At 62.4% G+C, this 25,490-nt stretch carries 25 protein-coding genes; 7 read left to right on the plus strand and 18 right to left on the minus strand.

The features are described 5' to 3' along the window. Positions 1-350 precede the first annotated feature (350 nt). The 8 genes from BM438_RS02675 to phnS form a co-directional block, all read right to left on the minus strand. Entirely contained in the window at positions 351-911 is a 561-nt protein-coding gene (locus BM438_RS02675) for a phosphonate degradation HD-domain oxygenase (RefSeq protein WP_093632792.1), read from the minus strand. 4 nt (positions 912-915) lie between these two features. Then, entirely contained in the window at positions 916-2,367 is a 1,452-nt protein-coding gene (gene phnY, locus BM438_RS02680) for a phosphonoacetaldehyde dehydrogenase (RefSeq protein WP_093632793.1), read from the minus strand. Further along, positions 2,364-3,620 (minus strand): phosphonoacetate hydrolase, encoded by a 1,257-nt coding sequence (gene phnA, locus BM438_RS02685; protein WP_093632794.1) that lies wholly within the window; start codon positions 3,618-3,620, stop codon positions 2,364-2,366. The genes phnY and phnA overlap by 4 nt, the downstream gene beginning before the upstream one ends. A 57-nt stretch (positions 3,621-3,677) precedes the next feature. Further along, positions 3,678-4,412: a phosphonate utilization associated transcriptional regulator gene (locus tag BM438_RS02690; RefSeq protein WP_093633223.1), complete on the minus strand. Its 735-nt coding sequence runs from the start codon at positions 4,410-4,412 to the stop codon at positions 3,678-3,680. 93 nt (positions 4,413-4,505) lie between these two features. Continuing rightward, on the minus strand, positions 4,506-5,369 hold the full coding sequence (gene phnV / locus BM438_RS02695) for a 2-aminoethylphosphonate ABC transport system, membrane component PhnV (protein ID WP_093632795.1): 864 nt from the start codon (positions 5,367-5,369) through the stop codon (positions 4,506-4,508). Further along, positions 5,359-6,303, minus strand: a complete 945-nt coding sequence (locus tag BM438_RS02700) for a 2-aminoethylphosphonate ABC transporter permease subunit (RefSeq protein ID WP_093632796.1) — start codon at positions 6,301-6,303, stop codon at positions 5,359-5,361. Before BM438_RS02700 ends, phnV begins: the two co-directional genes overlap by 11 nt. Beyond that, positions 6,281-7,381, minus strand: a complete 1,101-nt coding sequence (gene phnT / locus BM438_RS02705) for a 2-aminoethylphosphonate ABC transport system ATP-binding subunit PhnT (RefSeq protein ID WP_093633224.1) — start codon at positions 7,379-7,381, stop codon at positions 6,281-6,283. The genes BM438_RS02700 and phnT overlap by 23 nt, the downstream gene beginning before the upstream one ends. Before the next feature lie 87 nt (positions 7,382-7,468). Further along, positions 7,469-8,560, minus strand: coding sequence for a 2-aminoethylphosphonate ABC transporter substrate-binding protein (phnS, locus tag BM438_RS02710; protein ID WP_093632797.1), 1,092 nt, complete (start codon positions 8,558-8,560; stop codon positions 7,469-7,471). Positions 8,561-8,925: 365 nt separating this feature from the next. Here phnS and BM438_RS02715 point away from each other — a divergent pair, with 365 nt between their 5' ends. Then, on the plus strand, positions 8,926-10,035 hold the full coding sequence (locus BM438_RS02715; RefSeq protein WP_093633225.1) for a 2-aminoethylphosphonate--pyruvate transaminase: 1,110 nt from the start codon (positions 8,926-8,928) through the stop codon (positions 10,033-10,035). 99 nt (positions 10,036-10,134) lie between these two features. On the opposite strand, the gene BM438_RS02720 is transcribed toward BM438_RS02715, so the two are convergent. Then, the gene (locus BM438_RS02720; RefSeq protein ID WP_093632798.1) at positions 10,135-10,890 is read right to left on the minus strand and encodes a DeoR/GlpR family DNA-binding transcription regulator; all 756 of its coding nucleotides are present in this window, start codon (positions 10,888-10,890) and stop codon (positions 10,135-10,137) included. Between the two features lie 175 nt (positions 10,891-11,065). On the opposite strand from BM438_RS02720, the gene BM438_RS02725 reads away from it, so the two are divergent. Both BM438_RS02725 and BM438_RS02730 read left to right on the plus strand, forming a co-directional pair. Next, positions 11,066-12,625: an ABC1 kinase family protein gene (locus BM438_RS02725; RefSeq protein ID WP_093632799.1), complete on the plus strand. Its 1,560-nt coding sequence runs from the start codon at positions 11,066-11,068 to the stop codon at positions 12,623-12,625. Between the two features lie 73 nt (positions 12,626-12,698). Further along, complete coding sequence (locus BM438_RS02730; RefSeq protein ID WP_093632800.1) at positions 12,699-13,571, plus strand: DMT family transporter; 873 nt, start codon at positions 12,699-12,701, stop codon at positions 13,569-13,571. Between the two features lie 132 nt (positions 13,572-13,703). On the opposite strand, the gene BM438_RS02735 is transcribed toward BM438_RS02730, so the two are convergent. Next, positions 13,704-14,714, minus strand: a complete 1,011-nt coding sequence (locus BM438_RS02735; protein WP_244179234.1) for a L,D-transpeptidase — start codon at positions 14,712-14,714, stop codon at positions 13,704-13,706. 416 nt (positions 14,715-15,130) lie between these two features. Between BM438_RS02735 and nadE the strand changes: the two genes are divergently transcribed. Beyond that, positions 15,131-15,991, plus strand: a complete 861-nt coding sequence (gene nadE, locus BM438_RS02740; RefSeq protein WP_093632801.1) for an ammonia-dependent NAD(+) synthetase — start codon at positions 15,131-15,133, stop codon at positions 15,989-15,991. A 121-nt stretch (positions 15,992-16,112) separates the two neighbouring features. On the opposite strand, the gene BM438_RS02745 is transcribed toward nadE, so the two are convergent. The 6 genes from BM438_RS02745 to BM438_RS02765 form a co-directional block, all read right to left on the minus strand. After that, the gene (locus BM438_RS02745; protein ID WP_054039246.1) at positions 16,113-16,379 is read right to left on the minus strand and encodes an RNA-binding protein; all 267 of its coding nucleotides are present in this window, start codon (positions 16,377-16,379) and stop codon (positions 16,113-16,115) included. Positions 16,380-16,384: 5 nt separating this feature from the next. Next, positions 16,385-16,531 (minus strand): hypothetical protein, encoded by a 147-nt coding sequence (locus tag BM438_RS45305; protein WP_167378289.1) that lies wholly within the window; start codon positions 16,529-16,531, stop codon positions 16,385-16,387. 288 nt (positions 16,532-16,819) lie between these two features. Then, complete coding sequence (locus BM438_RS02750) at positions 16,820-17,170, minus strand: hypothetical protein (RefSeq protein ID WP_093632802.1); 351 nt, start codon at positions 17,168-17,170, stop codon at positions 16,820-16,822. Positions 17,171-17,267: 97 nt separating this feature from the next. Further along, positions 17,268-17,921, minus strand: coding sequence for a hypothetical protein (locus tag BM438_RS02755; protein WP_093632803.1), 654 nt, complete (start codon positions 17,919-17,921; stop codon positions 17,268-17,270). Positions 17,922-18,174: 253 nt separating this feature from the next. After that, positions 18,175-19,839 (minus strand): S10 family peptidase, encoded by a 1,665-nt coding sequence (locus BM438_RS02760; RefSeq protein WP_093632804.1) that lies wholly within the window; start codon positions 19,837-19,839, stop codon positions 18,175-18,177. 243 nt (positions 19,840-20,082) lie between these two features. Further along, complete coding sequence (locus BM438_RS02765; protein ID WP_093632805.1) at positions 20,083-21,639, minus strand: S53 family peptidase; 1,557 nt, start codon at positions 21,637-21,639, stop codon at positions 20,083-20,085. A gap of 306 nt (positions 21,640-21,945) precedes the next feature. Between BM438_RS02765 and BM438_RS02770 the strand changes: the two genes are divergently transcribed. Beyond that, positions 21,946-22,455, plus strand: a complete 510-nt coding sequence (locus tag BM438_RS02770; protein ID WP_093633227.1) for a DUF1993 domain-containing protein — start codon at positions 21,946-21,948, stop codon at positions 22,453-22,455. Between the two features lie 43 nt (positions 22,456-22,498). Here the strand turns inward: BM438_RS02770 and BM438_RS02775 are convergent, their stop codons facing one another. Further along, positions 22,499-22,819 (minus strand): YnfA family protein, encoded by a 321-nt coding sequence (locus BM438_RS02775; protein WP_093633228.1) that lies wholly within the window; start codon positions 22,817-22,819, stop codon positions 22,499-22,501. A 195-nt stretch (positions 22,820-23,014) separates the two neighbouring features. Further along, positions 23,015-23,644, minus strand: a complete 630-nt coding sequence (locus tag BM438_RS02780; RefSeq protein WP_093632806.1) for a LysE family translocator — start codon at positions 23,642-23,644, stop codon at positions 23,015-23,017. A 154-nt stretch (positions 23,645-23,798) separates the two neighbouring features. Here BM438_RS02780 and BM438_RS02785 point away from each other — a divergent pair, with 154 nt between their 5' ends. Then, a complete protein-coding gene (locus tag BM438_RS02785) occupies positions 23,799-24,266 on the plus strand; it encodes an Lrp/AsnC family transcriptional regulator (protein WP_054039235.1) in 468 nt (155 codons plus the stop codon). Positions 24,267-24,331: 65 nt separating this feature from the next. After that, the gene (locus tag BM438_RS02790; protein WP_054039234.1) at positions 24,332-24,565 is read left to right on the plus strand and encodes a hypothetical protein; all 234 of its coding nucleotides are present in this window, start codon (positions 24,332-24,334) and stop codon (positions 24,563-24,565) included. Positions 24,566-25,490: the final 925 nt, after the last annotated feature.

A 25,490-nucleotide genomic window follows, 5' to 3' on the forward strand; every position in this document is an offset into this window, starting at 1 on the left:
GAGTCCGCATTCACTACCGAAGCGCCGCCCACTTCAACCACCCGGCACCGCTTCGTTCTGCGTCGCTGCATCAGCAGCAGAGAAACGAGATTATGAAGAACTTTCGCTACGCCGTCAACAGGTTTTTCTAACTTCCTGAACCTGCCCGCATCGCGCAAAGCCTTGCCACTGCTGGCTCTCCCGCTCCCCGTGCTCCGGTGTCCGAAGCACGAAAGAGCGAGATTCTAGCGAGCCGCACGGCCCCTTGCAAGCGTTATTTTGATACGCATGGACTGCGCCAGAAATGGCGCAGGAATTGAAAACGACTGGCACAACAAGCTCATCCGAAGCCCAGTCGAAAACCACCTCGTTCAGGCAGTCACGTGTTTCTGCATCACGCGTTCGACTACGCTCAAATAATGATCGAGCCCCGGCGTCGCACGGTTCTCTTCTTTTGCGCGGTCGTCCCATTTGCGCAGGCGCAAGGCGTCTTCCGCGTAGGGCTTCTGCAGGAACGCTTCAGCCTCTTCCTTGCAGAAGATGCCGCCTTGCAATTCCAGGCTCCGCACCGAATCAGCGGAAAGCTGGCCGAAGTACGCATCGTCGATTGCGCAGAGGCAGCGCTTGGCGTCGACGTGCAACCGGATCGGCTCCAGCACCGCGTCCGACAACACCGGCCGCAAGAACGGCAGCGCGAAATACTGATGCAGATCGTCAATGCCCCGCTCCGTCGGCGTTTCACCTTGCAGATTCAGCAGATGGCCGAGGTCATGCAGAAACGCGGCGGCGACGAGTTCATCGTCGGCACCCGCCTCTTCCGCCAGTGCGCCGCTCTGCAGCGCATGTTCAAGCTGCGTCACCGGTTCGCCGCTATAGGCGAGCTTGCCATATTGCTCATATAACGAACGGATGTCGTTCAGACTCAATGCCACGTTCTTACTCCCACGGTAATGAAAAAGTCTTCAGATTGGTGAAGCTCTTCATCGCTTCCTGAACACCTTCCTTATAGCCAAGCCCGGAATCCTTGATGCCGCCGAACGGCGTCAGTTCGATCCGGTATCCCGGCACCTCCCACACGTTGACTGTCCCCACGCGCAATTCATTGATGAAGCGCGTGATCGCGTCCTGCCGGTTCGTGCACACACCGGAGGACAATCCGAACGCCGTCCCGTTACTAATACGAATGGCGTCGTCGAGCGTATCGAAGGTGATGATCGGCGACACCGGGCCGAACGTTTCCTCGCGTACCAATGTCATTGACGGGTCGACGCCATCCAGCACCGTCGGCGAATAAAGCGCGCCGTCGCGCTGATTGCCGATGCGCAAGCGCGCGCCACTCGCGACGGCCTCGTTCACACGCGCCTCGAATAGTTGCGCCGCGGCGACGTCGATCACCGTGCCCATCTGATTCGACGCATCGAACGGATCGCCATAGGTCCATGCGCGCGTCTTCTCCACAACCAGATCGGTGAAGTCCGCCGCGATGCTCTTCTGCACCAGCATTCGTTTGACTGCAGTACACCGCTGCCCGGAGTTCTTATACGAGCCCTGCACGGCCAGTGTCGCCGCGCGATCGAGATCGGCGTCTTCGAGCACGATCAGCGGATCGTTGCCGCCAAGCTCCAGCACGACGCGCCGGTAAGCCGCCTTCGACGCAATATATTTGCCGATCGCCACGCCACCGGTGAAAGTGACGAGATCGGCCAAAGGATGCGTAATCAGTTCATCGGCGATTTCGCGCGGATCGCCGGTCAGCACCTGCAGCATCGGCGTCGGCAAACCCGCTTCATAAAGAATGTCCGCCAGATAAAACGCCGACAACGGCACCTTCTCCGACGGCTTCAACACCACGCGATTATTGGTTGCAATAGCCGGCGCAATCTTGTGCGCGACCTGGTTCATCGGATGGTTGAACGGCGTAATCGCGACGATCACACCCGCCAGCGGCTCACGCTGCGAAAACACCCGGCGCTTCTTGCCATGCGGCGTGAGATCGCAGGAAAAACTCTGTCCGTCGTCGCGCAAGGCTTCGATCGAGGCGAACTTGAACACATCAGCGACGCGGCCGATCTCGTAGCGCGAATCCTGCTTCGACAAACCCGACTCGAGCGAAATCAGATCCGAGGCCTCTTCAGTCCGCTCCCGCAGCAACGCCGCAGCGCGTTCGAGAATCTGCGAACGCTCATAGCGCGTGAGCTTCGCCTGATAGGCGGCGGCGTATTCGAACGCGGCGCGCACATCTTCGATGCTCGCCAACGGGACCGTGCCCACCCGCGTCCCTGAATAAGGATCGAACACGTCGAGCGTACGCGAGCGCATCGCGCGCTCGCCTTTGAGCCGCAGCGCTTCCGCCCGAAATGCCGGATGGTCTCGCAGCACGGCGTTCATGATGGCGACACGTGATTCAAAGCGACGTCGAAGATATCGAAGTTGCGCAACCGTTTCCCGGAAGGCAAACCCTCGACGCGGCGATTGAACAGCAACGGCACTTCCTGCTCGGAAATCCCACCGTGTGAGCGCAACGGCACAGTCAGTCCGGACAGATCGTGTTCGTCGCGACGCGTGCCGAGCACCACATGCCGGGTACTGACCACGACGATATCGCCGACACGGTCATTCGGCAGCTCGAAGCGCTCGCAAGCGGCGCGATTGTCGAGCACGACTTCGATACCCTGCAATCCGCCGATCCGTTCGATCACCTGCGTAACGCTCACATCGTGCGGCAGGTAAATCGTCGCGAACGAACCGAGCGCGCCGTGATGCACGACATAGGGATCGGTAATCGGCAAGATGACACGGGCGCGCCCAACACCGAGCCAATCGTCCAGCACGTCCTGCAGATAGATCACATTCGGCTCGCCAGTCTTCGGATCGTGCTTGGCGTTCATGCCGTGGTCGGCGGTGAGGCCGATCACCCAGCCGAGCGCATCGAGTTTGGCGAGGTAGCCGTCCATCATCGCGTAAAACGCGTTCGCGCCTTCGGTGCCCGGCGCCCATTTATGTTGAATGTAATCGGTGGTCGACAGATACATCAGGTCGAGCTTGCGGGTTTCAGCAAGCCGCACACCGGCGGCGAACACGAACTCGGACAAACCCGCGCTATACACATCAGGCACCGGCAAGCTGACCAGATCGAGTACTTCATCGATGCCGTTTTCTTCGCGCGTCACCTTGTCGGCTTTTTCCGCAGAGAAGCAGATGCCCTTCAATTGCCAGCCGAGCAGCCGGCGCAGCTTGTCTTTCGCGGTGACCACGGCGACCGCCGCGCCCGCTTCCGCCGCGGCAGCCAGCAAGGTACCCGCGCGCAGATAGGCTGGATCGTTCATCATCACTTCCGCGCCTTCGCCGCCGTTCGCGTCCGGGTCCCAGAAGTAGTTGCCGCAAATGCCGTGCACCGAGGGCGGCACACCGCACACGATCGAAAGATTATTCGGGTTGGTGAACGACGGAATCACGCAGTCGCCCTTGAAGGCCGCGCCGCCCTTGAGCATCTTGCCGATGAAAGGCGCGACGCCGGCCGCGACTGCGGCTTCGAGGTAATCGTATTCACAGCCGTCGACGCACACTACGACCGTGGGTTGCGAGGGCAGCCGGTAGCTGCGGCCGTTGACTTCGATCGTACGTTCGCTTGCGTTTGCCATTGTTACCTTCCATCCGTTGAGAGCACGTGTGCTCCAGTCAATCCGTTGCAGCCAGTCTCAATCGTTCGATGCCGCCGACATCCGCACCGCACCCAACGACCCCGCCGGTTCGCACGCCTCACGCGCGCGCTGCAGGCCACCGTTCACATGAGCATGCATCAACGCCGCAGCATGTTCGGCATCGCGCGAGGCCAGCGCCGTCAGAATCGCGCGATGTTCGGCGAGCGAGCGTTCCATCGCATCGGCATGCACCACCAGCGCGGCGCGGCGAAACAGACTCAATTCGCTCACCAGCCTTCGATACGTCTCATACAGCTTCACATTGCCCGACGCCGCTACGATCGCGTCGTGAAACGCCACGTTGGCGCGCGCGTAGGCATCGTGATCCTGTGCATCGAGCGAGGCGCGCATCGCGTCGAGCCACTCGCGCAACACCGCAAGCTTCTGCGCATCGATACGCGAAGCCAGCATCCGGCACGCCGCTTCTTCAAGCACCGCGCGCACCGCATAAATCTCGTCCGCTTCCGCGAGCGACACTGTCCGCACAAACACACCGCGGTTTTTCTCAGTGCGCACGAGACCCGCTTGCTCCAGCGCGCGAAACGCCTCGCGCACCGGCCCGCGCGACACTTGCAGACGCGCGGCCCAATCGGCTTCGTTGAGTTTGTCGCCGGGTGCGAGCGCCCCTTCGATGATGTACCGTTCGATTTCGTCGCGGACCAGCGTCGTCAGCGAATGCCTGCGCACAACCTCAATCGGATCGACAGAAGCAGTTTGCATATATTCGGTCATTTTGACAAATTTCGCCACATCGATATGTGTTTGCGCGTTTGCGTGTCCGCCGCCTGGCATGCGCACGCAAACACAACAATCAGAAGGTGCCCGTCAGTCCACCCGACGGCGCGGGACACGCGCCGCAATCAGCAGCAACGCAGCAAGCGAGACCATCAGCAGAATCAGCGACAACGCGGAGGCCGGCAGGTAATAACCACGCTCCACCTGCCCGACCACCACGATCGGCACCGTCGCAAAGCCCGGCGGGTACACGGTGAGCGTGGCGCCGAGTTCGCCGAGCGAGAGCGCGAAACCGAGTGCGAGACTTGCGCGGATCGCCGGCACCAGTTGCGGCAGCACGACGCGGCGCAGCACCATCGACGGCGGCGCACCCAGGCTCGCCGCAGCTTCCCGCAGAATGGTCAATTCCGGACGCAACGCGGCGGCCGCGCAGCGGTAGCAGAACGGCAGCACCAGCGCGAGCTGCACGAACACGACGATGGCCGCCGAGCTCGACAGATCGAGTGGACGCTTGTGGTACGCGATCAGCACGGCCAACCCGAGCACCACGCTCGGCACGCCGTTGGGCATCATCGCGATGGTGTCGACGAACGCGCCAAGACCACGCCGGTCACGGCCTTCGAGCGCCAGTGCCAGCCACAGCCCGAGAATCGTGCCGAGCACGGCGACGCCCATGCCGATGCTGAGGCTTGTAGTCAGCGCGTCGAAGTCGCTGGAACCGAGCCGCTCGAACCAGCGTGTGCTGAGGCTGTCCGGCAGGATCGTGCCCGACCAGTGCCCGGCGACGCTCGACAGCGCGACCACCAGCACCGGCAAGACGAACAGCCAGAAGCACAGCAACGCGGCAAAGCCGAGAAACAGACTGCCGAGTATGCGCACCGGCAGACTGCGGCGCACCGGCCGTGCCTTCTTGTGTATGACTGGCAAAACGGTTGGGTCGAGTTCAACGGCCATGGCCCGCTCCTTTCACCTTGCGACGGTTGACCTGGCGGTACAACGCGTACAGCGACAACGACATGATCAGCATCACGACCGCGCCGGCGGCGGCGGTCGGCAGATCCAGGTCGACGGTCGCCGAGCTGTAGATCGCGACCGGCAGCGTGATCAGATGCGCGCTGCCGAGCACGAGCAGAATGCCGAACTCGTTCAAGGTCAGCAGAAAACACAGGATCGTGCCCGCGGCGATGCCCGGCCACGCGAGCGGCAGGATCACCTTGAACGCGACCATCCAGCCACTCGCGCCGAGACTGCGGGCCGCTTCGATCAGACGCATGTCGAGCGTGGCAAACGACGCCAGCGTAGGACGCACGACGAACGGCGCGTAGAAGACCACTTCCGCGAGAATCACGCCGCCCACGCCGAACAGGAAATTGAGCGGCGGCGCCTCGAGATGAAACAGCTGCTGCAAGGCGATGCTGACCGAGCCTTGCGAGCCGTACAGAAAGATCAGCGTGAACGCGACCAGAAACGACGGGAACGCGACGAACAGTTCAAGAAAACGCGTGACCATACGCGCGCCGGGAAACGGCTTGAAGAACAATAGCGACGCGAGACCGATACCGAGCAAGGATGCGAGCCCGGCGCTCACACACAGAATCCACAGCGTGGTGCCGACTACGCCGCGCGTTTCCGGATTGCCGAAAAACGCCGAGTAGGCCTGCAGACTCAAACCGTGCGGACCGGTGAAACTCAGCAGCACCAGACGCACGAGCGGATAGATCACCAGCGGACCCAGCACGACCACCGCGAGGAACAGCAGGTGCCATTGCGCCGCGCGTTCGCGTCGCTTCACCGCCGCCGTGTGCGAGGCCGCGCTCGCGCTGCGGCGGGCATCGGCAGCGGCGTCGCTGATCGAATTGGGGGTATCAGGGGTTGATAAGGACGACATCGTCAGCCTCATAACGCAGGGAAACACGCGCGCCCTTCTCCGGCATCATGCCGTGGCCACGCTGCATGGTGACCAGCACAGGCTCGTTAGGCGTCGCGTCCAGAGCGACCGACACCGACAACACCGCGCCGTACCATTCGACCGACGTAATCGCGCCATGCAACTGACCTTCGCCAAGCGGCACGATACGCAGCGCTTCCGGACGCAGACACGCGACCCGCTCGCGCTCGTTGTAGCGCACGTCGTCCATGCCGAATGCCACCTGCGGCGGCAACAGATTGGCCGCGCCCAGATAGCGCGCGACGAAACCGTCGCTCGGCGTGTCGTACAGCTGTTGCGGCGTGCCGAGTTGGGCGATGCGGCCTTCGCGCATCAGCAGCGTGCGGTCGGACAGCACCAGCGCGTCGTCCTGATCGTGTGTCACGCAGACGATCGTCAGATTCGGCAGGCGCTCGTGCAACGCCTTCAGTTCCGAACGCACCGAGGCGCGCAGATTGGCGTCGAGTGCGGAAAGCGGTTCGTCGAGCAACAACACATCGGGCTCGATCACAAGCGCACGCGCGAGCGCCACGCGCTGCTGCATGCCGCCCGATAATTGCGCCGGCATGTGATGCCCGGCGTCGCCCAGTTGCACGAGTTTTAAGGCATCAGCGACACGTCGCGCGACATCCTTCGACTGCGTGCGGCGCGCACGCAAGCCGAAAGCCACGTTGTCGAATACCGATAAATGCGGGAACAGCGCATAGCTCTGGAACAGCAAGCCGAGATTGCGCTTATGCGGCGGCACGTGCGTCAGATCGTGACCGGCGACGGTCAAGGTGCCCGACAGTCCGTCCGCTTCGATGAACCCGGCGATGAAGCGCAACAGCGTGGTCTTGCCGCAACCGCTGCGACCGAGCACGGTGAGCAACTCGCCGCGCTGAATGGTCAACGACAGATCGTCGAGCACAGTGCGCGTGCCGAAGCGCACCGTCAGATGGTCGATCTGCACGCCGCCCGGCGTGTTCGAACGCGCGCCGTCGAGCGCGTCCGGTGAGGCGCCGAGCGCGCCTGGGTGAGCAAGACTGGCCGTATTCACCGGGTTCATCCTCCAACTGGATTAATGCTGATACGGCGCCCCGCACGAATGCAGGAAGCGCCGCCTGACTCAATTGCGAACTGCGGCTTACTTCGGCTTGACGACTTCGAGCTGCTTGCCCGACGAGCCGATCACATCGCTCTTCCAACGTGCCGTCCAGTCAGCCTTCTTCGCCATCACTTGCGTCCAGTCCACCGGAATCAACGTCACGCCGGCGATCGCCTTCTTGACTGCTTCGCCGTTCTTGCCGGCGAGCGGCACGTCCGTGCGGCCCGGGATACCGAAGATGTCCGGCACCTTGGATTGCACATCGGTCGACATCAAGTAGTCGATCAGCTTCTTGCCTTCAGCCTGGTTCGGACCGTTCTTGATCAGGCCGATCGCGTACGGCAGCTGGAACGTGGTCGGCTTATCGCCGGCTTTGGCTGCGAGGAAGATCGGCTTGAGCGACAGGCCGCCGTTCGCTGCATCGTCCAGATCCATCTGCAGGTCGCCGTTCGCGAAGGCGATTTCGTTACGCGAGAGCAGTACGTCGAGGTAGCCCGTGCCCTTGGTGTGGAACTTGGCGCTCTCTTCGAGCTTCTTCAGATAGTCGAACGCCTTGTCTTCGCCCATCAACGACGTGGTCAGGATGATCACGGCCATACCGTCGCCAGCCGTAGCCGGGTTCGAGTAGGCGACCTTGCCGGTGTAGTCCGGGTGCAGCAGGTCGGCGAAGGTCTTCGGCTGGTTCTTCGTGACGTCCGGGTTGATCGCGAACGAGAAGTAGTTGTTCACGAAAGTCGCCCACGAACCGTTCGGCGCCTTGGCGATCGCCGGCACGTTCTTGTAGTTGGCGCTCTGATAAGCCTGCAGCAGGCCGGCCTGGTCGGCTTGCTGGATGAACGGCGGCAACGTGACGATCACGTCGGCCTTCGGCTGATCCTTCTCGATGGTGGCGCGGTTCACCACTTCGCCGCTGCCGGCCGTGACGATGTTGACCTTCACACCTTCCTTCTTTTCGAAGGCCGGCAGCACATCCTTATAGAGGTTTTCGAGGCCGTCGGCGGTGTACAGCACCACTGCGTCAGCCGCGTGGGCCTGCATCGCCGCGCCGCCGAATGCTGCCGCGGCGATCAGCGCCGGCAACAGTTTGCGTGCGAGGCCAGCCGTGGCGTGAAGGGAATTCGTCTTTGTCATGTCGCTCTCTCCGAAAGGCAAAAAACCAGACGGTCGGGATATCCCGATACCTGTTGTGATTGAACGGCGGTAGCGCCGCGCCGCTTGCGTGTTGCCCGCAGCCAGTTGCCGTGCAGTTTCGCCCGAATTGCAGATTGCCGACAACTTTGCTGCTTCTTCTCCAGCCTGACTTACAGCTCACCTACCACATTCGCGCTGCCGGCCATGCCTGAACGGGCACGGCAAGGATCACAGGTTTCCATGACAACGCCATGACGATTCTGGCGAATTCCAACAATTGACACAATTCGCCAATAATATCCAAATCAATCTTTTCGTCACCCTGCCCGGGCGACGGACATTCATCTGATGACGGAGGCGCTGTGATTCCTGGAAACGATCCAATCCTGCTGACCCCGGGCCCGTTGAGCACTTCGCCGCAAACCCGCGAGGCGATGCTGCGCGACTGGGGCTCGTGGGACGCCGCGTTCAACCGTATGACCCATAGCGTGTGCGCCGACCTCGTCAAAATCGTACATGGCGAAAATGACTATGTTTGCGTACCGCTGCAAGGCAGCGGTACGTTCGCGGTCGAAGCGGCGCTCGGCACGCTGGTGCCGCGTCAAGGCTGCGTGCTGGTTCCGAACAACGGCGCGTATTGTGCCCGTCTGATCCGAATATTGCAGCGTATGGGGATCGCTTATGTGGAACTGACGCTGCGCGAGGACGAACCGGTCAGCGCGGCCGCCATCGAAGACGCCCTGAATCGCGAATCGCGTATCACTCACGTCGCGCAAGTCCATCTGGAAACGAGCGCCGGCCTGCTCAATCCGCTCGACGATATCGCCGCGGTGTGTCAGCGGCACGGCAAAAGCCTGATCGTCGACGCAATGAGCTCATTCGGCGCGCTGCCGATCGACTTACGGCGCGGCGGCATCGACGCGCTGATCTCGGCGAGCGGCAAATGCCTGGAAGGCGTGCCGGGCATGGGATTCGTGATTGTGCGGCGCAGCGTGCTGGAACACTGCGAAGGACGTTCGCCGTCGCTCGCGCTGGATCTGTACGATCAATACGTCTATATGCAGAAGACGACGCAGTGGCGCTTCACGCCACCGACTCATGTGGTCGCGGCTTTGCGTCAGGCGCTCGATCAGTTCTTCGCGCAAGGGGGACAAGCGGCGCGCGGCGCACGCTATACGCAGAACTGCGCGGCGTTGGTAAGCGGCATGAAAGCGCTCGGCTTCGAACCGTTTCTGAAACCCGAAGTACAGGCGCCGGTGATCGTCACGTTCTACGCGCCGCGCGACCCCGCGTGGAATTTTGCAAACTTTTATGCCGCGGTGCGCGAGGCGGGTTACGTGCTGTATCCCGGCAAGCTGACGCAAGTGGACACGTTCCGCGTGGGTTGCATCGGCGCGATCGATGCGGACGAACTACGTAGCGCAGTGGCCGCGATCGACCGTACGCTGAAATGGCTTGGGATTCGCGTGAAGTGATGTGGATGCCGCAGAGCAGTCGTGGCGCGCAGGTATGCGGGGCGCTCGCTCATGCGCCCACGCCGCCAGCCACTCGGATGACTCCGCGGGCGCAGCCGCTCAGGCAATCAGGATTTCCGGCCCATGCGCCGTGATCGCCTTGCCGAGCGCCTTCTCCGGTGCCAGTTCGGTGACCAGATAGCGCGCCGATTCGATCCCGTTGATGCGCACCGGCGTCACGCGTCCGAACTTCGAGTGGTCGGCGACCACCACCACCATGTCGGCGGCGGCGATCATACGGCTGCGCACTTCGGCGGCCATGCGGCTGTAGTCGGTCAGGTAGCCATCCGGCGAAATGCCGCCCGCGCCGATGAAGGCGAAGTCCGCGTGGTACTGCGTCAGCTGATGGACCGTGTCGAGGCCGAAAGTGGCGTCTTCGATATCCGACAGTTCGCCGCCGAGCAGCGTCACGCGGTTATCGTTGCGGCGGCCGAGCAGCAGCGCGATACGCCAGTCGTTCGTATAGACCGACAGGCGGTGCCGGTCGAGCAGCGCCCGGGCCACCGCTTGCGTGGTGCTGCCCGAATCGATGATCAGCGAGGCGCCGTCCGGCACGAACTCGGCCGCGCGTTCGCCGATGGCCCGCTTGGCGCCGGCGTTGGCGGCTTCGCGCGTATCGAGGTCGGGCTCGCGCCGGTCGCTGGAGAGCGCGCCGCCGTGGGTCGTGACGAGCAGACCGCGCCCGGCCAGCGCATTCAGATCGCGGCGGATGGTCTCGCGCGACACATTCAGTTCGCGCACCAGTTCAGCGACCGAGAGCGCGCCGGTTTTAGCGACTTGCGCCAGGATGTATTGGTGACGTTGTTCTGCGAGCATCTGTTGGAGGCCGGGAACCGGCACGCTTGGGTTTCGCCACGATTGGAGAAGGCCGCGGTATTGTATTACGCGTGGCACGGGGACGCTCCTCTTATGGCGCTTACCTGCTAATCTGAACGCCCTGGCCGCGCGCCGACGCCTGTCGAAACCGCGTAGCCCGTCAACCGAACTGCCGATGCCGCCACTGTTTCGCCGCTTACTGCTGCTGTTCCACGCGTTGCGTTATGGCGCACGCCTGATCTGGCTTGCCGCCCCATCCGACCACAAACTGCACTGGATGATCGAGCTGATCGGCCGCGTGCACGCGGCCGGGCGCAGCGGCGCGAGCCTGCACGGCGTGCTGCCCGCGCTCGGGCCGCTCGCGAGCCGCTTCGCGCAGACCCTGGCCGAACGGCCCGAACTCGCGAGCGGCACCCTGCACGATGCCATCGACGCAATCGATCATCTCGAAGCCGCGTTGCCGCCGCAGGAATCCGAATTGGCTTTGGCACGCGCATTCGGCCGGCCGCTCGCCACGATCTTCAGCGCCGTCGATCTGGTGCCGGTGCGCGGCGGCTTTGCCGAACAGACGCACTTCGCGCGGCTCATCGTGCCGGTCAACGGCCATAGCGAAGTGGCCATCAAGCTGGTGCACGCCGATCAGTTGCAACAGATCGGCGACGAGCTCGCGCTTCTGCGCTGGGTCGCGCGCTGGCTGGAGAAATTTTCCGGCTCGGCCCGCCGCCTGCAACTGCGGATGTTGGCGCAGACCTTCACCGACGACATCCAGCGCCGTTTCGATCTGCGCGCCGAAGCCGCCAATCTGAGCCAGACCGGCCATCATTTCGACGGCGACCGGCGCATCGTCGTGCCGGCCGTGATCTGGGACCTGTGCACCAACCAGACGCTGACGATGCAACGCGTCAGCACCTTGGCCGCAAGCGACCTGCCCGGCCTGCATTTGCATCACGTCAAGCTGGCGCCGCTGGCCGCGCATATCGTCGAGGTGGTAACTGAACAGGCATTCGAGCACGGCTTCTTTCACGCGACGCTCGATGCGCGCAAGGTGCGCGTGAGCATCGAACCGGACACGCTGGGACGCCTCGTGCTGGCGGAGTTTTCGATCATGTCGAGTCTGTCGACCGGCGAGCGCGAATTCTTCGTGCACGGCGCGACTGCCCTCTTCGACCAGGACTACGGCCGGCTCGCCGAGCTGCATCGCGACGCCGGTCATGTGTCCGAGGACACGCGCAAGGAAATGCTCGAAGCCGAGTTGCGCACGCGCGCCGAAGCGCACTTTGCAGCCGCGCCGGAGGACCGCTCGGCGGGTTCGCTATTTCATCATCTGCTGCATGCGGTGCATCCGTTCGACGGCGCCGTGTCCGGGCGGCTCGCCACCGCGCAGCGTTCGTTCCAGCAGGCGGAAATGCTCGCGCGTGCGCTGCATCCGGGTGTCGATACGTGGAATGTCACACGCGGCGTGCTGGCGGGTATAGCGCGGCGCGACATGGATCACCGCGGCTGGATCAAGCGCATCTCGCGCGAGTTGCCCCATCTGGCGCATATGCTGCCGCGCGTGCCGCAACTGGCCGTGCGCTATCTGCAGCATGAGCACGATCGCGCCCGCACGCCGCAGCAGAATGCGCAGCTGATGGTGGACATCAGCCGTGAATATCGGCGCACGCGTGTGCTGCTGTGGGCGTGCGCGGTGTGCGGCGGAGTACTCGGCGCGGGGACGGTATTGCTGATGTGGTGATGATTGCAGCTTCGAACAAGACGCGCGTCTTGTATCCAGGCAAGATGGCGGCTTTTGAAGCGACCTTTTGCCGATGCTCGCCTCCTCTATCGCCGCTGTATTCGTCGTGTTGTGGTCGACCGGCTTCGTGGTCGCCCGGGCGATCACACCGTATGCCGATCCCAATCTGTTCCTGCTCGCGCGCTTCGGCGGCACCGCGCTGATATTCACGCTTGCCGCGCTCGCTGCACGCGTCGCCTGGCCAACCGGCCGCGATCTCGGCAAGCATCTGATAGCGGGCGCACTGCTGCAAGGCGTCTATCTCGGCGCGGGCTATTGGGCCGTCGCACAGGGGTTGAGCGCCGGTGTGATGGCCTTGCTCGGCGCATTGCAGCCGCTCGCGACTGCCGCTGTCGCGGCCCCGCTATTCGGAGAACGGCTTTCCCGGCGTGGCTGGACCGGGATGGCGCTCGGCCTCGCGGGCGTCGTGCTGGTTCTCGAACCGAAGCTCGCCGCGGCCGCGCCGTCCGCCTCGCATGGCGACGCGCCGCCGTGGCTGGTCGTGCTTATTTCGATCCTCGCGATCGGCGCGATCACTGCAGGCACGCTGTTTCAGAAGACTTCGCTCGCAAAGGCTGATATCCGCAGCGCAAGTGCGGTGCAGAACTTCGGCGCGGCGGTCGTTGCGGCGATACTTGCGCTGGCGCTCGGCGAGCATCGCTGGATTGCATCGGCCACTTTGTGGGGGTCGCTGGCGTGGGGCATCGTGATGCTCTCCGGAATCAGCGTCACCTTACTGGTGTGGATGGTCAGGCGCGGCGATGCGGCGCGCGCCACCGCGCTAATGTTTCTCGCGCCGCCGCTCGCCGCGCTCGAAGGGTATGTCGGCTTTGGCGAAACGCTGTTGCCGGTGCAGATCGCTGGATTTGCGGTGGCGTTGGTGGGCGTGGTGCTGGCGCGGTCGTGAGGCTTTTTCGATCGACGCAGAGCGGCCTGCGTCGATCAATGCGCGTTCGTCGCGCGTTCCGGGCGGCATGGTCGCGGGCCGTGATCAGTTCGATATCAGCTCAGCACCCTCGCCCGCTACTCAACCCACTGCTTAATCCGCTGTATCGGCGCCGGCCGGCACTTTCGCACGCACCTTGCTGCCCGGGGCCGGCGCCCAGGCCGGGCGGCTCTTGCGCGCCGAATCCACCACGACGATGTAGCGCCCCGCCCACGGCGTCACCTGGCGATCGCTTTTCAATACCCACAGCGATTTGCCCGACTCGACGAGCGCGACATATTCAGCGTCGAGAATGCCGTAGTGGTCGATAAACGCGTTGAGCGACGCAGGAATCCGCACGCAACCCTTCGAATGGCGAATACCGAGCAGCGGCTCGAGCCGGTCCGGATCGGTGGCGTGCATCTGGAAACGCATCTGCGACATGCCGCCCTTGCCCCATCCCCGCTCGCCCTGCGCCCAGCCTAGGTCGAAGATCCGCATGTCGCGCTTGCCGTAGCCGCGGATGTGGTTCTCGTTCAGCGTGCCTTCGGAGCGAAAGTCCATGTTGGACGGTGTATGTTCAAACACGCCGAGTGGCGTGATGAAGTGGTCGTACTCGCCAGGCCGGCCCGTCGAGACCGGCGAAGCGCCGATCATCTGCCAACCGTCGGACGGCGCTGCCCGGAAATAGATGAACAGCGCCTGCACGTTGGCGTTGCGATCGACCAGCACGACATACTCGCCTGACAGGTTGCCGAGCATATGCTCGCCGAGCGCCGTTTGCAGACGGTCGGCATAGGCGCGCTGCTCCGCGGCCGGCACTTTCAGCCGGCGCGTGACGTCTTGCGCGAACACGTCGCGCAGCAGGAACGCGCGACGTGGGTCGACCACGCCGGCCGCATCGGGCACGGCAACGCCCGATGCGTCGACCGCGCGCGCCGGGTGGTTCGCCACTGCGGATGCCGATGGCCGTGCGGACGTGGCGACTGAAGCCGGAGCCGTACCCGTCGCCGCAATAGCGACGCCACATGACACCGCGCAAATGACAGCCGTGAACACGCGCGCCAGGTAGCGCACCGAACCAACGGCGCGCACGAAACGCGGCACGAAGCGTAAATCCGACATACACACCACTTCGCTTCGACGATCTACCGATGCAGAAGTACTGCGGTCCGGTGCAGGCTGACCAGGCCAATTGGGGTAGTTCATCGCGTGTTTGAGCAAACCTGATTATTATTGACTGCTCGCCGGCTCATGCGGCGCTCGGAACGAGGATGTTACTAAGCGCGTTGGCATCTGTCGATGAAGACTCGGCCAATTCACCCATATCGCCGTATTGACAATCAATATCCAACGCTCTGCGCCGCGGTTTTAAAAACAGCGCAAAGTGAATTGAAAGCCAATATCCACGATAAAACCGCGAAACCGATTCATCACGACATACTCTCAGAATCGACTCGTTTGTGGACCGGTCGCTCATGCAATCAGCGCGAGCATTCATGGTCGACGCTCGCGTTACCGCACATGGAGGAAAGAGGAACATGACGCAACAGGACCCAGTCGCACGCCAGGCAAGCATTGCAGCGGAAATGCACATCGCCGCCGAGTTCGACGCCGCACAGGAAATCGAGCGCCGGGTCGCCTTTCTGGCGAACTATCTGCGCAGCAATGGCCTGAAAACCTACGTGCTTGGCATCAGCGGCGGCGTCGATTCGACTACCGCTGGTCGGCTTGCACAACTCGCGGTCGAGCGACTGCGCGCCGAACATTACGACGCGCGCTTCGTCGCGATCCGTTTGCCTTACGGCGTGCAAAAGGATGAAGCCGATGCGCAGCAGGCCTTGAGCTTCATTCGCGCGGACGAAAATCTCACCATCGATATCAAAACCGCCGCCGATGCAATGCTCGCCGCACTGGATAACAGCGGCATGCGATTTAACGACGACTCACAGCAGGACTTCGTCCACGGCAATATCAAGGCGCGCCAGCGAATGATCGCGCAATACGCGGTAGCCAGCGCACGGGCGGGCGTGGTGATCGGCACGGATCATGCGGCCGAATCGGTGATGGGATTTTTCACGAAGTTCGGTGACGGCGGCGCCGATGTGCTGCCGCTCACCGGTCTGAACAAACGTCGTGTGCGGGCACTGTCCAAAGCCTTGGGCGCACCCGAATCGCTGGCGCACAAGGTGCCGACTGCCGACCTGGAAATGTTGCGTCCACAACGACCTGACGAAGACGCGTACGGCATCCCTTACGACGATATCGACGACTTTCTGGAAGGCAAACCGGTGAGCGATGCGGCGCGCGAAACTGTCCTGCGCTTCTACGACATCACGCGACACAAGCGGGCGCTGCCCTACACGCCGTTCGATTGGCCGATAAAGACAGGCGGGGAATGAAAAAAGGGAAGTAACGAGCAGAATGCGCGGGGAGGATGGGCGTCAGGAATTTGCGCCTGACGCAGGGCGTTCTCCCCACTCGGCGCTTTCGAAGCAATCGGCAAATGCGGTTGCGACTGACTCAGTGAGCAGGCGGTGTGTCGTCACTGAACAGATCGGCGCTGGCTTCGAGCGTCAAGCCACCTAACTGCTTGCCGTGAATCTGCCGCGCGATCACCTCGCCCACATATGGCACTTCCGCGTTTAACTCGACCGTGGCGTAGGCGCTGGGCTTCCCGGCATCGACCACCTCGACGTTTTTCGCGTAATGCCCAAGCTCACGCTTGAGGAACTCCCGCACTTCCTGCTCGCTGCACGATTCCGCGATATTGCGCACGATCAGGTTCATGCCGCCTACCCTCGGCGCGCGCTGCGATCCGCGGCCTGCACCCGCACCGGGCGCAGCGCTGCACGCTGTTTCTCCTGAGCCGCCGCGAGTTCGCGGATCAAGGCGGCGCCGGCCGCACCCACAGCAGCAAATGTCAGATAGAAGGCAATCATTTAAATCTCCCCTTCGAATTTCGTCCTGTTTTCAGGATAGCCACAATCGACAACAAAAGCGATGCGACACAATGTCGTAAAAACGGACCTACAAAAACTTCCGTTAATGCACTGTACCTGAATAAGCGGCCGTAAAAATAGCAAAACACATGTTCATTCAGTGGTGCAGGCCCGGCACACGCGCCAGACGCGGACGCTGCGCAAAAACCGGGCCGCACCGGACAGCGACATTTATCGCCACCGGCATCCTACGGGGGACGTGGGCAAAGGGCGGGCTGATCGTCGGGATCAGTCCGCCGCTTGCACGTTTGCCGCGCTCACCCACCATGCATTCTTGCCTTGCGGCACGTGAACCAGTACCGCGGATGGATCGTCGACGCCGTCGTCGGCAACTTCACATACCGTCAAACCGTCCGGCAGGCGTTTCACCTCGCCGGCCGCCTGAAACAGCGCGACGCGCTGCGCGCTCAGCGGCCGCAGTTGCCGGTACACGTCGAAACTGATTGCTGCGGGCACGTCGCCGCGAATCTGCAGCGAGTCGGCACTGCCGCAGTGCACGGGCTCGGCGGCAAGCGCCGCAGCGCTGCCGAACAGACAGCCGAACGTGAGTGCCACTGTGGCAAGGCGTGAATGAGTCATGGTGATTCTCCGGGAATATGTTGGGGCAGCGCGCTGCGAGCGGCGCTGAATGAACGCGAATGAACCGCGAGGACAACGCAGGCAAAGACAGGCAGCCTCATGGCGCGCTGTCGTGACCATCGCCTCGTCCGTTGCTGTCGCCGGTTGCGACATCGAGACGGCTCACGTCGCAAGACGTCTGGCTGAAGCCCGAATAGACCACCGACCAGTTACCGACAATCGCGGCTTGCGCCTCCGCGAGACTCAGCTTCCCTTCGCAAACGCAGCGTTTGAGCATGACCGCGGCGCGCGCCTTGCGACGCTCGCCCTGGTGGCCTGCCCACGGCAGAAGATCGAGATTGGCGGGTGCGTTCGGCGAGCCGCCGAGCACGATGGGCACGCGCCTGTCCAGCGCGAAAGCGGAACCGTTCTCGGCACCGATGCCGCGCGCGGCAAGCATGCGGTCCTTGTGGGCCATCAACTCGTCGAACGGCGGTGCAACCGTGTCCGCATAGCCGGGTCGGCAAATCGTTTCGCCGACGGACTCCTGCGTGACGCGCTCGTCTAGCATCGATGAATCTTGAGCCCGGACTTCACCGATTCGCAAAGCAAGTAGCGCGGTGAAGCCGAGCAGGAACGCAAGACGCATCTTGCGGCCGGGACGCGCGGCACTGCACCGGCGCGCGAGCGTCGACGGAGCCTCCTGATGTGTCCTGCTGGTTGCGTCGCTGTAATAGATGATGCGGCGCCTGTCTGCAATGCCTGCGTTCATTCGTCGGCGCGCCGGCAGCGGCGCGCAATAGTTCAATTCGCAGACTAATTAAAACACATTCAATATGCCTACGCTAAAAAGGCTTACATACGCAGGTTAGTGAAGGTGCGTCCCAATGCACTCGCGGGCGAACGCCGGCGCGGCCCTGGCCTGCACGGATACAGGTAGCAGGACCGTGCCGAAACACCGTACAAAGGCAACGCAGCTGCCTGAGCCTCGCTCAGGCGCGGCCCAGGCACCGCGCGACCGCAACCTACTTCGGCTTTTGCACCACCCGGGCCTGCAAGGCGCGGATACGGAAGAGCGCCTGGGTGTTGGACACTGTCGTCTCGTACATCTTGGCGAGATCCGCCTTGAGCGCGGTACGCGAACCGCCGTCGAGATAGACCATATGCCCCGACGGATAAAAACGCGCCGACAGATTCTGCCGGACCTGCTGACTGACAAGCGGCATTTGCTGCAGATCGAGCACGGTCTGGTAGAACGGTGTGACGTAGTCGAAGAACCCGTTCGCCGACAGCACCTTCAGGTCAGGATTGAGCGCCATCACGGCGGCAAGATCGCCGGCGGTGTACAGAATGATGTTGCCCTTCGCGTCCAGCCCCTTCTGCGCGCCGGTCGGATCGATATGGCTGAAGTCCCAATACTGAAATGCCTGATCGTTGAGGTCCGTGAACGCCGAATTCGACGTGTATTTCAACTGCTCGTTCAGATACACGTTCCACATCGTCGTATAGACGCCGGTCACCGCCGTCATGGTCGGATCGTTGCCACCGGAATTCGGGTCGATCTTGCCGGCGATGCCGGTGTTGATCGCCGTCACCCGGCCATCGTATTCACCGAGCGCGAGACCCTGCGATTTCAGCAGCGTGGTCAGGAACAGCGAATTGCCGCGGCTGTCGTACGACGCGATATCGAGGCTCCAGGCGAGCAAGGTGGTTTTGTCGATACCGGTGTATTCGCTGAGTTTTTCAACCGTTGCGGAATCGGTCGTCGGAAACTTGCGCAGCGCCGCCAGATAGTCGGTGCGCGCGAATTGCGCCACTTCTTCGGCAAACGTGCCGAGGTCGGTCGGCCGCGGTGCAATGCCGAGCTTCTTGTGATACCACGCGTCCGCCGCGGTGGTGGGCAAGGCGCCGACCGGGTTGCCCGATTGCGTGTAGTCGAGAATGGACGATTGCAGCGTAATGCCGTTCAGATCGACGCCGTCTTCGTGCAGCCGGTACGCCAGCACGCAACTGCGCGCCGTGCCGTAAGACTCGCCGAACAGGTACTTCGGCGAATTCCAGCGATTGTTCTTGGTAAGAAAGCGCTTGATGAACCGCTTGATCGAGTCGGCGTCCTGGTCGACACCCCAGAAGGCGCGGTTGGTCTTCGGCGCAATGGCTGCCGAATAGCCCGTGCCGACCGGATTGATGAAGACGAGGTCGCTCTTGTCGAGCAGGCTGTCCGGGTTGTCTTCCATCGAATACGGCGCGGGCGGCGTAAAGCCCGGCATCGACGTCTTGATGCGGCGCGGCGCGAACGAGCCCAGCAGCACGAACACCGACGACGAACCCGGGCCGCCGTTGTAGAAGAACGTTACCGGGCGGGTTTCCTCCTTCTGTTTGTCCTGCGTGAACGCCACGTAGAACATCTTGGCTTCAGGCTGCGAACTGCTTGGGTCGACAATGACGAGGTGACCCGCCGTCGCCGTGTAGTTGATCTTCTGGCCGCCGATCGTGGTCGAATGGTGCGTGACCGCGGCTGTTTCAGTGGTATCGGTGACGGAATCGTCCGGTCCGTTGCCATAAGCGACCGGATCGAAGAACGGCTGATCTCCGCCTTTGTGCGACGCACCGGCGGCGGCCGTTGCGGACGAAGCATGCGTGTTGTGTGACGACTGCGGACTAACGGAAGCTGACTCGGTGTTCGTCATGATCGCTCCATGGATTCGTTAAAGTCTTGGTGTGTCTTGGTGTGTCTTGGTGTGTCTCTCTGGATGTGTCTCGATGTCTCTTGATGTCACTCGTGTGTCCTGCGTTGCCTGCGCCTCCTGAAGACAAGCACCGAACCGCCTGCGGCCTGAACGCAACGTACCGGGACCAAGCGCGGACAGCCGGTCAGCGCCGGAGCTGGCAATCAGCGAGGCGTCTTCCGAACTGAACCGCGACTCATCAGACTATAGTGCCGCCGCCACCTTCTGACCATTGGGACTGCCGAGTCCCGTGCACGCATCCCAGCCTGGCGACGCGGCGAAGCTGCCATTGTTGCCCTGGGTGATGTCGTTGAGCGCACTCGGCGCCTTATACAACTTCGGGTTGATGAAACCAGCCGGTTGCCCCTTCGCCGCGTTGATCCGCGCAATCAACGCCGCCCACAGCGGCGCAACCGCACTGGTGCCGCCGACCACCGTCTGCGTGCCGTCGATCAATACGCTATAGCCGGTGATGGGCGATGCATCGCCGGCCACGTCCGGCACGCCGCGCCCGCTGAGCGCCGTCTTCGCGCCGCTCGATGAAGTGGCCGACAGACCCTTTTGCCACACCGGCACCGGAAAGGTCCGGCTCACGCCACCGCCGCCTGCGCCGCCCTGTGCGCCGTCGTTCCACACCACCTCGTGAGAAATCGATGTGCCCGACGCGGCCAGGCTCGTGCCGCCGCATGCCAGCACGTAAGGGCTCGACGCCGGAAAGTCGACCTGATCGCCGCTGGACCCGTCGCTCGAGCCGCTGTCGCCCGACGCCGCGCAGACCGTCACGCCGAGTGCTGCCGCCGTTTGCAGCACGCTGTTGAACGCCTGCTGCGACTGGCTGGTCCAGTTCGCCTCCGGGCCGCCCCAACTGATCGAGACGACCGAGGGTTTGTTGGTGGTGTCATGCACCGCGCGGCTTACTGCGTCGATGAAACCTGCATCGCTGTTCTGTGTGAAATAAACCGCGATCGTCGCGCCAGGCACAATCGCACCGACGATTTCGATGTCGAGCGTGACTTCGCCGTCAGGCCCGTTCGGGTCGCCGCTCGGCTGATTGCTACCCTGATCGACACCGACAGATTTCACCTTGGGTGAAGCGACGCCGAGGCTCGCAAAGTAACTCTTGAGGTCGGACGTGTTGTACCCACCGCCGAGCTCGATGATGCCGACGCATTCGCCGCTGCCGTCGCCTTGCGGAAACTGATACAGCGACGCGAGCTGCAGCGGCGTAAAGGACGCCTGATGCGCTTTGGCCGGCTGGAACGGCGGCCGGATGCGAAAGTGCGGCCGCGCCTGAGGCCGGTTATCGAGGCCGAGCACGGCTTGCACGATGCCGTGCAAATCGTCCGGCACACTGATCGTGCCGGTGCGGCCGCGGAACTGGCCCGCAGTGTGGTGCTGGTAATGTTCCAGCTTGACGCCGAAGGCGGTCTGGAACTGCGCGATCGTGCCGCTCAGCACCACCTGGCGCGCTGCCGGATCTTCCCGCGCCACCGTCAGACCGTGTGCAGTGGCAAAAGCTTTGACCTTCGCGATGTCGTCCGGAGTGGCGCTGTAATCTTTTGCAAAGGCCTCCCGCGATAGAGGTTTGACGCTCGGGTCGCCCGCTTCGATCTTGCTCATCAGTGCATCGAACTGCGCCTGGTGTGGACGGCGCAGCAGCACGAAAACCTCGATCCGTTCTGCCGGATCGCATTGCCCAACGACTGTCGAACCTTGTTCCGCCGTGCGCTCGCTGCCTGGCAACGGTTGTCTATTGACCATGGTGTCGATTCTCCTGTTAGCGTGACGGCGCGGGCCGTAAGGTGGACCCCAAGCACGGCACGCGCCTGCACGAACTCTCCGCCGCGTGGCCAGCGGCGGATTGCTGTTTCAAGGACTTCGCCAAACCGTCCGACCCATGCATTCGAACACAGTTCCGGCATGCGCGGCAGTTGTCCGAATGGCTAACGTCGCGTTCGATCAATGCGCATCGCGCAGCACCCGCGCTATGATGCTGAAGCGGCAATCCAGCCGTCGCAGCGCCTCGCGCGCCACCCGCGCGCACGATCGAAGAATCAGAGGAACCCCATGTCAATTTCGATGTATCAAGCATCATTGCCCGTGCTGGTGCGCGGCATGACTAACCTGCAAGTCATCCTCGGCAAGGCCGAGGCGCACGCTGCAGAGAAACAGATCGACCCGTCCGTGCTCACGAACGCCCGGCTCGCACCGGACATGCTGCCGCTATTGCGCCAGGTCTATATCGTGAGCGACACGGCGAAGGGCTGCGCGGCGCGTCTGGCCGGCGTCGAAGCGCCGAAGTACGACGACGTCGAACAGACCTTCGAAGAACTCGATGCCCGCCTTCAAAAGACGATTGATTATCTGAAGGAATTCAATCCGCAACAGATCGACGGATCTGAAGAACGGCCGATCACACTGAAAATGCGCGTTGGCCCAATCGAGTTCACAGGGCTGTCATATCTGCTCGGTTTCGTGTTGCCGAACTTTTATTTTCACGTGACGACGGCATACGACATTCTGCGTCACAACGGTGTCGAACTTGGCAAGCTCGACTATCTGGGCGGCGCCAAGTAAGAAGGCGTGTTCGCTGTGGCGTGGGTGACATGTGATTGCGACATCACACACGCGGCTGGAACGCGATGATCGCCATGCCGGCCAGGGTGAATACCACGCCAGCCGCATCCCACAGCGTGGGGCGCACTTTGTCGACGCCCCATAGCCACACGATCGCCACCGCCACGTACACACCGCCGTAAGCCGCATACACGCGGCCTGCGGCGGTGCCGTGCAACGTCAGCAGCCAGGCGAACAAGGCAAGACTGAGCGCGCCGGGCACCAGTAGCCAGATCGAGCCGCCCTCCTTCAGCCAACGCCAGGGCAAATAGCACCCAACGATCTCAGCGATGGCGGTCACGGCATAAAGCAGAAAAGTTTTCATCGACAGATAGAAGCGAGCGGTTGTTTTGCCGCGGAACGGTGCGCGGCTGCCTATCGGCTTTTTTAACACACTCACTTCGCGCGTGGGCATGATGCATGCGCCGAGTGCCGCGCCTCGCTGCTCTATTCGCTACCTGTCATGGGCATCACATCAGCTTGATGCCGACATCCGCAAGTGCGGAAGTTCGGAAGTCAGTCAGTCCAGCGAAAGCCGCAACGCAAAGCCGATCAGCGCCGCTGAGAAAGTCCAACGCTGCAGTGTCTGCGCGAGAGGATGAGCCCTCATCCACCCGGCAATGCGCGCCGCGCCAATCGCGTACACGACGTCGAAACATGCGCCGATGGCAAGCAGCACCAAACCCAGTTCGACCATCTGCAGCGCAACCGGTCCGGCCGCAGGACGCACGAACTGCGGCAATAGCACCGAGCAGAACAGCAGTGCTTTCGGGTTCAACAGATTGGTCAGCAAGCCCTTGACGAAAGCGGTCCGCAACGGCCGCGACTCGGCGCCCATCACACCGCCTTCGGGCAATGCGAATACAGGTGAGCGGAAAATCTGGATGCCAACCCACGCGAGATAAACCGCGCCGCCGTAACGCACCACGTCGTACAACCAGGGCGCACTGCGCAGCAGCGCCGCCACCCCGCATGCCGACAATGTGACGTGTGTGGCCCGCGCCACCCCAAGGCCGCCAGCCGCGGCGAAACCACTGCGCACGCCGCGTCCGATACTGGTCTGCAGAACCAGCGCCATGTCGGGTCCAGGCACCGCATAAACCACAAACAACGCAGCGATATAAACGACCAGAAGGTGTGCGGAAATCATAGAAGCCTCTTGTTTTAAGGGCTCTATCTTGCCGTCGTCCGTGGAGGGTTTGCTGGCGAAATACAGGGGCAGTGGCTTCGTCTTTGAAGGAATACGCTAATATTCCACTCCCGAGTCATGTTTTCCGCCAACGCACTGTCAACACCTCAAAACCATGACAACCGACCTCGATAAAACAGACCGCGCGATCCTCGCCGCGCTGCAGAACGACGGCCGCATGTCGAACGCACGGCTGGCCGACATGGTTGGCCTGAGCGAGACGCCTTGCGCCCGCCGCCTCAAGCGCCTCGAAAACGATGGCTATATCGATCAGTACCGCGCGATGCTTTCGCGCTCCGCCCTCGGCCTCGGCGTCGTCGCGTTCGTCTATGTGCGTTTTGCCGTGCACGACCGCGCGGTGGCCACCCGTTTCGAGCGCGAGGTGCAGGCAATCCCGCGAATTCTCGCGTGCCACAACGTGTCGGGCAGCGCCGACTATATTCTGCAGGTGGTCGCGCGCGATCTCGACGACTACGGCACGTTCATGCGCGACGAGATGCGCAGCCTGCCGGGCGTGACGTCGGTGGAATCGGCGTTGTCGCTACGGGAAATCAAGGCTAACGGCGGCCTGCCGCTGTCCTGAACGCGGACGTGGCATAGTCACGCATTTGATACGGCGCGAGCCGACCAGACGAGCACGGAGTTTTCATGGATCACGAACAGGCAAGAGCCGAAGAATCAGCCGCGATGGAGCGCGTCTTGACTGCAACCACGCGGGTAAAGGCAGCCTTCGCGTCGCTGCAATCGCAATTCCCGCCGGCCGGCAGTGGCCAGCCTTCGCAGTTCGCGCTGCAAACATTCGACGCTGCATTGCAGGAGCTCGAAGATGCCCAGGCCGCCTTCGACGAATTGCTTGGCGATCTGCTTGACGGCAATCGTTGAGTGGCATAGCCGGTCTCTTCGCTGCATAGCTGCTGCGTAGGACGCGAGCGGCGGCCGTTTTCAGTTTCCACCGAGGCGGGCGTCGCGTTACTTGGAGGGGGCGGCCGGACCTGACCGTTAGTTGCGTATTAACGTCCTGGAACTGGAACTCCCGCACCGGTGAATCCTCGTTTCAACGCACTAATGCGTTCAGAACCGCATCGAAACAGCCATCCTATCCACTCGGAAAACGATAGGGGGTCCGCAACCCGAAGATGGCTTCGTTACCGACGCGTTGGACCAATTGCCCGGATCCGGAATTCCGCCTGCCGACCGGGACACATATATAAAATCGCAAGCGAAAATCACATAAAAGAGATCGCACTCCGAATTTCCAGGCGAGCCTGTTGCCTGCCCTTGGCGTTGCCCTGCCGCTACCGGTCGTCGTTACGTTATTTAAGGCTGCGTCCGCGCCCTTCATTCCCCTGTCTTTCCTGTCACTTCTGAAAGGCTCAGCCCCGCCAGAGATAGCGAAGTGCGTTGTCGCACGCATAAGAAAAGAATATTTGCTTCGCTTAACGAAGCATGTTGACTTCTGCTTGCAGGAGTGCCTAAAATTCGCCCGTCATCACAAACGGGGCCATTGCCTTGGACACCAGCAGTAGTCGATCTTCGAACAGTTTCACTGCCTGACCGGCCGGACGCCCGCGCTCTCTTTTCTCAGCCGCCGTCTTGCCAGCAGGCAGACGGTGCGCGCCGTAACAAGTAACTCTCCCCGTGCACCTTAACTAGCGCCATTCGGCCGCGCCGTGCTTACGCACGTCCCGCAACCGTATGGCATCGCGTCGCAAGCATCCATTCGCGGCAGCGTTCGCTCACGCCGGTTCGATCCGTTCGAATCCGGCGCGGCCGAGCGCGTGGACAAGCACGTGCCTAACGAATGCAG

This window comes from Paraburkholderia aspalathi (genome assembly GCF_900116445.1).
Taxonomy (GTDB): domain Bacteria; phylum Pseudomonadota; class Gammaproteobacteria; order Burkholderiales; family Burkholderiaceae; genus Paraburkholderia; species Paraburkholderia aspalathi.